Source organism: Sphingomonas sanguinis NBRC 13937, assembly GCF_001591005.1.
Taxonomy (GTDB): domain Bacteria; phylum Pseudomonadota; class Alphaproteobacteria; order Sphingomonadales; family Sphingomonadaceae; genus Sphingomonas; species Sphingomonas sanguinis.
The window spans coordinates 1-10,246 of sequence record NZ_BCTY01000079.1 but is presented as its reverse complement, the minus strand read 5'-3'; the positions used below and the strand labels follow the sequence as shown (position 1 = coordinate 10,246).

At 67.6% G+C, this 10,246-nt stretch carries 10 protein-coding genes; 3 read left to right on the top strand and 7 right to left on the bottom strand.

All coding sequences use genetic code 11. The features are described from left to right. Nucleotides 1–43: 43 nt before the first annotated feature. Together SSA01S_RS18110 and SSA01S_RS18105 are read right to left on the bottom strand one after the other, a co-directional pair. The gene (locus SSA01S_RS18110) at nt 44–1,399 is read right to left on the bottom strand and encodes a sensor histidine kinase (RefSeq protein ID WP_061781514.1); all 1,356 of its coding nucleotides are present in this window, start codon (nt 1,397–1,399) and stop codon (nt 44–46) included. Beyond that, nucleotides 1,396–2,088, bottom strand: a complete 693-nt coding sequence (locus tag SSA01S_RS18105) for a response regulator transcription factor (protein WP_058718063.1) — start codon at nt 2,086–2,088, stop codon at nt 1,396–1,398. Before SSA01S_RS18105 ends, SSA01S_RS18110 begins: the two co-directional genes overlap by 4 nt. A 344-nt stretch (nt 2,089–2,432) precedes the next feature. On the opposite strand from SSA01S_RS18105, the gene SSA01S_RS18100 reads away from it, so the two are divergent. The 3 genes from SSA01S_RS18100 to SSA01S_RS18090 all read left to right on the top strand — a co-directional run bounded on the left by SSA01S_RS18100 (nt 2,433) and on the right by SSA01S_RS18090 (nt 6,461). Continuing rightward, nucleotides 2,433–3,893 (top strand): sensor domain-containing diguanylate cyclase, encoded by a 1,461-nt coding sequence (locus tag SSA01S_RS18100; protein WP_061781515.1) that lies wholly within the window; start codon nt 2,433–2,435, stop codon nt 3,891–3,893. 78 nt (nt 3,894–3,971) lie between these two features. Continuing rightward, on the top strand, nt 3,972–4,232 hold the full coding sequence (locus SSA01S_RS18095) for a DUF333 domain-containing protein (RefSeq protein ID WP_082795181.1): 261 nt from the start codon (nt 3,972–3,974) through the stop codon (nt 4,230–4,232). A gap of 57 nt (nt 4,233–4,289) precedes the next feature. After that, entirely contained in the window at nt 4,290–6,461 is a 2,172-nt protein-coding gene (locus SSA01S_RS18090) for a primosomal protein N' (RefSeq protein ID WP_061781513.1), read from the top strand. A 330-nt stretch (nt 6,462–6,791) separates the two neighbouring features. On the opposite strand, the gene SSA01S_RS18085 is transcribed toward SSA01S_RS18090, so the two are convergent. From SSA01S_RS18085 to SSA01S_RS18065, 5 genes are read right to left on the bottom strand one after another with little or no spacing between them, the layout of a single operon-like run. Next, entirely contained in the window at nt 6,792–7,043 is a 252-nt protein-coding gene (locus tag SSA01S_RS18085; RefSeq protein WP_061781512.1) for an ATP synthase F1 subunit epsilon, read from the bottom strand. Nucleotide 7,044: 1 nt separating this feature from the next. Next, nucleotides 7,045–7,227 carry an eL24 family ribosomal protein gene (locus tag SSA01S_RS18080; RefSeq protein WP_058718239.1) on the bottom strand — a complete coding sequence of 61 codons (183 nt, stop codon included), beginning with the start codon at nt 7,225–7,227 and terminating at the stop codon, nt 7,045–7,047. Next, nucleotides 7,227–8,699: a F0F1 ATP synthase subunit beta gene (gene atpD / locus SSA01S_RS18075; protein ID WP_058718240.1), complete on the bottom strand. Its 1,473-nt coding sequence runs from the start codon at nt 8,697–8,699 to the stop codon at nt 7,227–7,229. Before atpD ends, SSA01S_RS18080 begins: the two co-directional genes overlap by 1 nt. Then, nucleotides 8,699–9,292, bottom strand: coding sequence for a hypothetical protein (locus SSA01S_RS18070; protein WP_061781511.1), 594 nt, complete (start codon nt 9,290–9,292; stop codon nt 8,699–8,701). Before SSA01S_RS18070 ends, atpD begins: the two co-directional genes overlap by 1 nt. Beyond that, nucleotides 9,292–10,167 carry a F0F1 ATP synthase subunit gamma gene (locus tag SSA01S_RS18065; protein ID WP_061781510.1) on the bottom strand — a complete coding sequence of 292 codons (876 nt, stop codon included), beginning with the start codon at nt 10,165–10,167 and terminating at the stop codon, nt 9,292–9,294. The genes SSA01S_RS18070 and SSA01S_RS18065 overlap by 1 nt, the downstream gene beginning before the upstream one ends. Nucleotides 10,168–10,246 lie beyond the last annotated feature (79 nt).

Here is a 10,246-nt window from a genome sequence, read left to right as displayed (position 1 = left end):
GACGCGCGATGCGCGCCACCTCCCCTTCCAGGGGAGGAATAGCTTAAGGAACCACCAACCGCGCGATCAGACCAGGCGCATTATCGCCCAGCTCGAATCGCCCGCCATGCAGCCGCGCCACCGCCTCGATCAGGGCCATGCCCAGCCCCGCCCCCGGCGTCGTGCGCGCCGTGTCGAGTCGGCCGAACCGCTTCAGCGCCTGGGCGCGGTCCGCCTCCGCGATACCCGGGCCATGATCCTCGACCTGAAAGACGATGCCCTCCGCTCCGTCACTCAGCCGAAGGGTCACCTGCCCGCCCGAGGCACCATGCTTCAGCGCGTTGTCAATCAGGTTGGACAGCGCCTGACTCATCAGTTCGCGGTGCAACGGCAAGGGTGCGGGCCGCGCCTCGACCTCGATCAGGAAGCGAAGCCCCGCATCCTCGGCGACCGGCGCATAGAGTTCGCCAATCTCCTCGACCAGTTCGACCGGCGAGGCCAGGGTGAAGCGGTCGCGCGTCACCGACTCGGACCGGCTGATCTCGATCACCATGGTCAGCATGCGCATGATCAGGTCGGTTTCGACCAGCAACCCGCCCAGCGCCGCCTCGCGCTGCGCGGGGTCGGCGATCAGCACCGCCTGCTCGGTCTTGGTACGCAGCCGGGCGAGCGGCGAGCGCAGGTCGTGCGCCAGGCTGTCGGTGACGACGCGCAGTTCGGACATCAACTGTTCGATCTTGCCCAGCATCGCGTTCAGTCGCTCGGCCAACCGGTCGAAGGCGTCGCCTTCGTCATCGCCCGCGCGCACCTGCGACACGCGCCGCGTCAGGTCGCCCTCTCCCGCCGCGTCGATCACCGCAACGATGGTGTTCAGCCGCCCCGCGACATAGCGCGCCAGCACCAGCCCGGTGCCGACCCCGAGCATCAGCGACAGGAACACCGCCAGCGCCAGCGCCCGCTCGATCGCGACCTGCTGCGCCTCGATCAGGTCGAGCGGCCGCCCGACCAGCAACCAGTCGCCACCGATGGGGTGAAGCGTATAGCCCGCCTCGCGCGAGGCCCATACGCCGTCGCGGCCCAGCACCGCGACCCGGAACGGCGTATCGGCCAGCGGCACCGCCAGATGACGCGGCGCATAGCCCGCCACCCGGTGCCCCTGCGGATCGAAGATGGCCAGCACCAGCGACACGTCACCGGGCTCGCGCGCTTCCTTGATCGCATCGGCCAGCGCAGGCAGCGCTCCCGTGCGCCACACGGCCCGCAGCGCATCGGCCTGTTCGACGATCTCGCGGTGGAGCGCCGCCACCGCGTCCGCACTGGTCTGCTTCCAGATGAAGCCGACCAGTGCCAGATTGGACACCAGCGCCAGCGCGATCGACAGCAGCGCGATCCGCGCCGAGATCGTCAGGCGGAGCTTCACCCTTCGACGGCCAGCCTGTAACCCGCGCCGCGCACGGTATGCAGGATCGGCGTGCCGAACCCTTCCTCCAGCTTGCGCCGCAGCCGCCCGATATGGACGTCGACCACGTTGGAGCCCGGGTCGAAATGGTAATTCCAGATCTTCTCCAGCATCATCGTGCGCGTGACGACTTGGCCCGCATGGCGCGCCAGGAATTCCAGCAGGTTGAACTCACGCGCGCCGACCGGGATGATCTTGCCCGCCCGCGTCACGGTGCGCGCCAGCAGGTCGATCTCCAGGTCACCGACCGACAGCTTGGTGCGGGTCGGCTCGGATGCCGCCCGGTCGGAACGGCGGACCAGTGCCTCGATCCGCGCCGACAGTTCGGCGAAGGAGAAGGGCTTGCACAGATAATCGTCCGCGCCCGCCTTCAACCCATCGACCCGGTCATCGACCGTAGCCAGCGCCGACAGGACGAGGACCGGCGTCGAGATGCCCGCCGCCCGGATCGCGCTGACCATCGCCAGCCCGTCGAGACGCGGCAGCATCCGGTCGGCGATGATCAGGTCGAATATGCCCTCGCTCGCCAGGAACAGGCCGTCGCGACCGTCCCCGCATTGTTCCACGGCATAACCCGCCTCGGCCAGGCCCTTGGCGACATAGGCGGCGGTGGAGGCGTCATCTTCGACGATCAGGATCTTGCGGCTCATCGGCTCGTCTGCTCCGGCATAGGGCGACTTTCACAGTGTCTGCGTCGGTCCAAAGGGCTCCACGTCCGGCCCCCGACCGTCACGAAAAGGCCGGCGGAAAGCGCGCTCTCCGCCGGCCCCGACGGCACCCCCGGGAGTGTCGGGCGCCGAGCTCTTTGAACTCTGTGGGCCAAGAGCTACCCCCGGACGGGCTACCTCGGGGTGACCATAATGTGACAAATACGTCATGCGTCCTGCAATATCGCCCAACATCCCGTTTCATCCGACGACCCGTTTCATAACCAACGGACTTTTCAGCAGATTCTCAAGATTTTCTGGACGATTTGGGCTATGGTGGGTCGATCATGATGGCTGCTCCCTTTCTTGTTCCAGCGCCGTTCGATGAAGAACGCCGCCTCGCCACCCTGCAGGCCCACGCCCTGCTCGACAGCGAACCGGAGGCGGAGTTCGACGCGCTCGTCTCGCTCGCGGCCGATATGCTGGGCTGTCCGGTCGCGGCGCTGACCCTGGCCGATCGCGACCGTTTCTGGATCAAGTCGGGCGTCGGCCCCTTGCCCAGCCAGATGCCGCGCGAGGTCGCCTTTTGCGACAAGACCATCCAGTCGCCCGACCTGATGATGGTCCCCGACCTGACCGAGGACCCACGCTTCGCCGTCAATCCCTTCGTCACCGGCGATGCGCATACCCGCTTCTATGCCGGTATGCCGATCCGCGTGCCCGACCTGGACGGCGCGCCCCAGGCGATCGGTTCGCTGTGCGTCATGGATGCCATGCCGCGTTCGCTGAGCCCGGCGGGAGAGCAGACGCTGCGCCACCTCGCCCGGCTGGCCGAGGCGCTAATCGCCGCACGCGCCATCGCCCGGCGCGCCAATGCCATGGCGGAGCTGAGCGAGCGTCAGGCGGAGGATCTGCGCGCCAAGGACCGGACGGTGCGCAAGGTCGAGCGACTGGCCATGATCGGATCGTGGCACACCATCCTGGGGACCGGACAGGCGAGCTGGTCGGACGGCGTCTATCGCATCCACGAATTGCCGCCGGGCCGGAGCTTCACGGTCGAACAGGGCCTGTCCTATTATCCGCCCGAGGCGCGGGCCGTCCTGCGCGCGACGATCGATCATACGGTGCGCACCGGCGACCCGTTCGACATCGAACTGGATTTCGTGACCGCGCTCGGCCGTCAGCGTCGCGTCCGGGTGATGGGCGAGCGCGAGATGCTGGACGGCAAGCCGCACGGGCTGGTCGGACTGTTCCAGGACGTGACCGAGCGCCATGCGCTGGAAACCCAGCTGCGCCGCAACGCAGAAACCGATGCGCTGACCGCGCTGTCGAATCGCGCCGCCTATGACCGCGCGCTGGAGGCGGCGATCGCCCGGTCGATCGAGGATGCGGCGCCGCTCGGCCTGGTGCTGATCGATCTCGACGGGTTCAAGCTGATCAACGACACGATGGGGCATCTGGCGGGGGACGAGGTGCTGCGCATCGTCGGCGACCGGCTGCGCGCCGATTGGCTGAAGGACAGCTTCGTCGCGCGGCTGGGCGGGGACGAATTCGGGGTGATCGTCCACGATCCCGCCCTGCTCGCCGAACCCGAGTCGCTGCGGGCCCGGATCGAGGCGCTGCTGGCGATCTCGGTCACCATCGACGGGCTGACGATGAGTTGCGCGGGCACCGTCTGCGTCACCCTGCGCCCCCCGGAAAGCGGGACGGTGCGCGATTTCATGCATCATGCCGACAGCCGACTCTACGCCGCCAAGCGCGACCGGGTCGGCGAGCGCCGACGTGGCGACCGGCGACAGGCGGGATAGCGGCGACCGGGGGCTGGATCGTCATCCGGTATTCACCCCCGCCACCCTATCGCGATCCCTCCCAAGGAGATCGCCAGCATGAAGACTTTCGCCATCTTCGCCCACGGTGCTGCGGCCGTCATTCTACCGACCGCCATGCCCGCCACCGCCGCGACCATCGCCAACCCCGCCTCGACCTTCTGCGCGACGATGGGCGGCCGATCCGTTTCGGCTAAGCTGGCCGATGGCGGGGCAATCGGCCTGTGCTATCTGCCCGGCAAGAAGATCGTCGAGGAATGGACGCTGTTCCGCATGTTCGACGGCAAAAAGCCCGCGCCCCGGAACAATCCGTTCCGCTGATGCCCTCACGGGCACCGGCCCTTCCCTCCGGCCCATACCGCCCCATATAGCGGGTCCATGTCTTCGCGCGCCCGCGTCCTTGTCCTGAACTCCGCGCTCGGCCCCCTCGACTATCGTGTGCCGCACGGGATGACGGTCGAGCCGGGGTCGATCGTCGTCGCGCCGCTCGGTCCCCGCCAGCTGCTCGGCGTGGTGTGGGAGCCGGAGCGGATGCCCTCGGACGCCGAGGTCGGCGACAATCGCCTGCGCCCCCTGCTGGGCGTGGCCGATGCGCCGCCCTTGCCCGATGCGCTGCGGCGGCTGATCGAGTGGACGGCCGACTATTATCTCGCCCCGCCCGCCGCGGTGGTGCGGATGGCGCTATCCTCTACCTCCGCGCTGGAGGGCGCGCGGACCGTCACCGAGTATCGCGTGACCGGCCATATCCCCGACCGCCTTACCCCACAGCGGGCGCAGGCGCTGGAGCGGATCGGCGACCGCCAGGGCCTGATCCGCGAACTGGCGACGATGGCGGACGTCTCCGACGCGGTGATCCGGGGGCTCGTGAAGAACGGCGCGATCGAGGGCGTCGAGGTCGATATCGACAGCCCCTTCCCCCTACCCGACCCCGACCATCACCGCCCGGCCCTGTCCGAGGACCAGCGCGCGGCGGCGGACATATTGGTCGCGGGCGTCACCTCGCACAGTTTCCAACCGGTGCTGCTCGATGGCGTGACCGGATCGGGCAAGACCGAAGTCTATTTCGAGGCGGTGGCACAGGCGATCGCCGAGGGGCGACAGGTGCTGGTCCTGCTCCCCGAAATCGCGCTGACCGAGCCGTTTCTCAAGCGGTTCCACGACCGTTTCGGCTGTGAGCCGGTGGCGTGGCATTCGGGCCTGCGCTCGTCGCAGCGACGCCGCGCCTGGCGGGCCATTGCCAGCGGCCAGGGGCTGGTGACGGTCGGCGCGCGCTCGGCGCTGTTCCTGCCCTATCGCAATCTCGGCCTGATCGTCGTCGACGAGGCGCATGAGACCAGCTTCAAGCAGGAAGACGGCGTTCATTATCATGCCCGCGACGTCGCGGTGATGCGCGGCAAGTTCGAGCCGTGCCCCGTCATTCTCGCGTCGGCCACCCCCGCCATCGAGACGCGGCAGCAGGTCGCGCTGGGCCGCTATACCGAGGTGAAGCTGCCCGGCCGCTTCGGGCCCGCACAGATGCCGACGATCGAGGCGATCGACCTGATCCAGAACCCGCCCGAGCGCGGCCGCTGGATCGCGCCCAAGCTGGTCGCGGCCATGAAGGAGGTGCTGGAGAAGCGCGAACAGTCGCTGCTCTATCTCAACCGGCGCGGCTATGCCCCGCTGACCCTGTGCCGGACCTGTGGGCATCGATTTCAATGCCCCAACTGCACCGCCTGGATGGTCGAACACCGGTTGGTGCGGCGGCTGGCCTGTCACCATTGCGGCCATGTCCTGCCGACGCCGCGCGCCTGCCCGGAATGCGACGGCGAGGACACGCTGGTCGCCTGCGGTCCCGGCGTCGAGCGGATCGCGGACGAGGCGACGGCGCTGTTTCCCGAAGCGAAGATCGCTGTCGTCACCTCCGACACCATCTGGTCCCCCGCCAAGGCGGCGGAGTTCGTCGGGCGGATGGAGGCAGGCGATATCGATATCGTCGTTGGTACCCAGTTGATCACCAAGGGCTATCACTTCCCCAACCTGACCCTGGTCGGGGTGATCGACGCCGACCTCGGGCTGGACGGCGGCGACCTGCGCGCGGCGGAACGGACCTTCCAGCAGATCCGGCAGGTGTCGGGGCGCGCCGGGCGCGGGGCCAAGCCGGGCCATGTCTTCATCCAGACCCACAGTCCCAAGGCTCAGGTGATGCAGGCGCTGGTAACGGGCGATGCAGAGGCCTTCTACACCGCCGAGACCGAGGCGCGCCGCGATGCGGATGCGCCGCCCTTTGGCCGCTATGCCGCGATCATCGTCTCCTCGGAAGATCAGGGCGCGGCCCAGTCCACCGCCAACGCCATCGCCCGTGCCGCGCCCAAGGTGGACGGCATGCACGTGTTCGGCCCCGCGCCCGCGCCGCTGGCGATACTGCGCGGGCGGCATCGTTATCGGCTGCTGGTCCATGCCCGGCGGGCGCTGGCAGTACAGGATGTGATTCGTGAATGGCTTGGTGGACTGGAATGGTCGGCCAAGGTGCGCGTCGCGGTGGATGTGGACCCGTATAGCTTCTTGTAGGCATCACCGATCACCGCCAAGGACGCCCCCCTTCTTCTCCCCTCCCGCAGGCGGGAGGGGTCGGGGGAGGGTATGGTGTCTCACCGAGTCCATCACTCGCGGCTTTCCCTCCCCCATCCCCTCCCGCCTGCGGGAGGGGCGTGCTTGGGGCTAAGCGTTTCCCTTGGCGTTCGACTGCGCTCAGGCTGAACGGCGGTCGGGATAAGCCAGCTCTCCCATGCTCCGTTCAGCCTGAGCGCAGTCGAAGGCCACGCCCCCACGCCAACCCCACAAACCAAAACGGCCGCAGCTTTCGCCACGACCGTTTCAAAACCCAGGCAAGGAAAAGCCTTACCCCGCATGCTCCGCCAGCACGGTCAGGCCCTTCGACCCCACCTCGGCAAAGCCACCGCGGATCTGGATCGCTTCCGGCTCGCCCTTGTCGGTGCGGTAGACCTGGATCGCTCCGTCGCGGATGGTCGACATGAAGGGCGCATGGCCCTCCAGCACGCCGAAATCGCCCTCGGTGCCGGGGACGACCACCATATGCACCTCCTCCGAGCGGAGGAGCTTTTCGGGGGTCACGAGTTCGAAGTGCAGCATGTCAGGGTCTCGTTTCAATCGCGCGGTCGAACGCGGCGATGGCCGCGTCGAACTTGTCCCGGCAACCAGGATTGCAGAAGCCGACCACCGCGCCGCGATAGACCGTCAACCCATCGTCGCTGATCGGCTTACCCGACCAGGGACAGACATCGTTGACCGCGTCCTCGCGGCGCGGCGCGGACATCAGGCGTCCTGCGCCATCTTCTCGGCCTTGGCGACGGCTTCGTCGATGCCGCCGACCATGTAGAAGGCCGCTTCCGGCAGATGGTCATATTCACCGTCAACCACCGCCTTGAACGAACGGATCGTGTCTTCGATCTGGACGAACTTGCCCGAGATGCCGGTGAAGACTTCCGCGACGTGGAAGGGCTGCGACAGGAAGCGCTGGATCTTGCGGGCGCGCTGGACGGTCAGCTTGTCCTCTTCGGACAGCTCGTCCATGCCCAGGATCGCGATGATGTCCTGCAGCGCCTTGTAGCGCTGGAGCAGCGACTGGACCGCACGGGCCGTCTCATAATGCTCCTGGCCGACGATGCGCGGTTCCAGCACGCGGCTGGTCGAGTCGAGCGGATCGACGGCCGGGTAGATGCCCAGCTCCGAGATGGCGCGGTTGAGCACGGTCGTCGCGTCCAAGTGGGCGAACGAGGTGGCCGGCGCCGGATCGGTCAAGTCGTCGGCGGGCACGTACACGGCCTGCACCGAAGTGATCGAACCCTTGTTCGTCGAGGTGATGCGCTCCTGCAGCGCGCCCATATCGGTCGACAGGGTCGGCTGATAGCCCACGGCCGACGGAATGCGGCCCAGCAGCGCCGACACTTCCGCGCCCGCCTGGGTGAAGCGGAAGATGTTGTCGACGAAGAACAGCACGTCCTGGCCTTCCTGGTCGCGGAAATATTCCGCGATGGTCAGACCCGACAGCGCGACGCGGGCGCGGGCGCCCGGCGGCTCGTTCATCTGGCCATAAACCAGCGCGACCTTCGAACCCTCGCTGATCGCGTTGCCCTCGGCGTCCTTGGCGATCACGCCCGCGTCGAGGAATTCGTGATACAGGTCGTTGCCCTCGCGGGTCCGCTCACCGACGCCCGCGAACACCGAGGTGCCACCATGACCCTTGGCGATGTTGTTGATCAGTTCCTGAATCAGAACCGTCTTGCCGACGCCCGCGCCGCCGAACAGGCCGATCTTGCCGCCCTTGGCGTAGGGGGCGAGAAGGTCGATGACCTTGATGCCGGTGACCAGGATCGCGCTCTCGGTCGACTGCTCGATGAACTCGGGCGCCTTGGCGTGGATCGGCGCGCGCAGGTCGGTGGCGACCGGGCCGCGCTCGTCGATCGGCTCGCCGACCACGTTCAGGATGCGGCCGAGCGTCGCGGGGCCGACGGGCACGCGGATCTGCGCGCCGGTGTCGGTCACGGTCTGGCCGCGGGTCAGACCCTCGGTCGTGTCCATCGCGATCGTGCGGACGGTGTTCTCACCCAGATGCTGCGCGACTTCGAGCACCAGACGGGTGCCGTTATTGTCCGTCTCCAGCGCCGACAGAATCGCGGGCAGGTGATCGGGGAAGTGAACGTCGACGACCGCGCCGATGACCTGGGCGATCGTGCCGACATTGTTGGTGGCCGTGGTCGGCCGGATGTCCTCAGCGGCGGTTGCCATCATTGCTTCCTTGGTTCGGTAGAGCCCGAAATCGCTTCGGGGCGGGCTTCGGGGCGGGTAAAGGTTACGACCAGACGGCGGCCACCGTCGATCTTGTCACGGGTAACACGGTAATCGGCGCCGGTCAGGTGGCCGGTGGTGGCGCTTTCATTTTGGATCGCGGCCGTGACCGCATCCTTGCCGTCCAGACCCAGCTGATCCATCGGCTTGGTGACCCAGCGGATGAACTGCGTCTTGGCGAACGGGCTGGTGTCGAGATTGACGAGGTCGAGCGAGAAGCGAAGCGTGTTCAGCGTCTGCGCATCGCCCTCGACGATCAGGTTGGCCATGTTGACCGGCGTCACCGACGGATCGGCCATCGGCGTGGCCTGCGCGATCGCGCGGTACTGGCCCTGGACGGGCGCGTAACCGCTCATGCGAAAGCCCATCCGGTCGAGCAGGCTGACCGTCTCGGGCGCATGGCCGAACACGGTCGCCCAGCCGCCCGTCACGAACGGCGTCGGCGAAGCCTTGGGCGCGTCCTTCGGCTGGTCGGACGCCTGGCCGCATCCGGCCAGAGCGACCGTCAGGCCCAGAAGGAGCGCCAGACGCATCAGAGCGCCTCGGCGCCCGAGATGATTTCGACCAGCTCGGTGGTGATCGCCGCCTGACGCGTGCGGTTATACTGGATCGACAGACGACGGATCATGTCACCCGCGTTGCGCGTGGCATTGTCCATCGCGTTCATCTGCGAACCGTAGAATCCGGCCTGGTTTTCCAGCAGCGCGCGGAAGATCTGCACCGCGACGTTGCGCGGCAGAAGCGCGTCGAGAATGTCTTCCTCGCTCGGCTCGAACTCGGCGACCGCCTCGATCGATGCTTCACCCTTGCTGGGCGCGGGCATCGGCACAGGGATCAGCTGCTGCGAGACGGGGTCCTGCACCAGCGCCGAGACGAACTTCGAGTAGAACAGGTGCGCCACGTCGAACTCGCCACGCTCGAACCGCGCGATCAGGTCGTCGGCGATGGTGCGGGCGTCGTCAAACTTGGGCGCCTTGATCGCGCTCATGTCGTGGTCGGCGAGGATCGCGTTCGGGAAGAAGCGCTTCAGCACGCGCCCCTTCTTGCCCGCGATGTAGAACTTCACCGTCTTGCCCTGCGCGGTCAGCTCTTCGGCCTTGCGGCGCGCGGCGCGGACGATGTTGGTGTTGAACGCACCCGCCAGACCACGCTCCGAGGTGGCGACGACCAGCAACTGGACATCGTCCTTGCCGGTGCCCGCCAGCAGCGGCGACGCGCCGACGCCACCGACGCGCGCGGCCATACCGGCCATCACCGCTTCGAGACGCTCGGCATAGGGACGGCCGTTCTGCGCCGCGTCCTGCGCCCGGCGCAGCTTGGCGGCGGCGACCATCTTCATCGCCTTGGTGATCTTCTGGGTCGACTTGACCGAGTTGATCCGGATCTTGAGGGCCTTGAGGCTCGCCATCTTCGTCCTTCTGCCTCCCTCTCCCCTCGGGGGAGAGGGCCGGGGTGAGGGGTTGCCACGGGCGGGGTCGCTTAGGGCG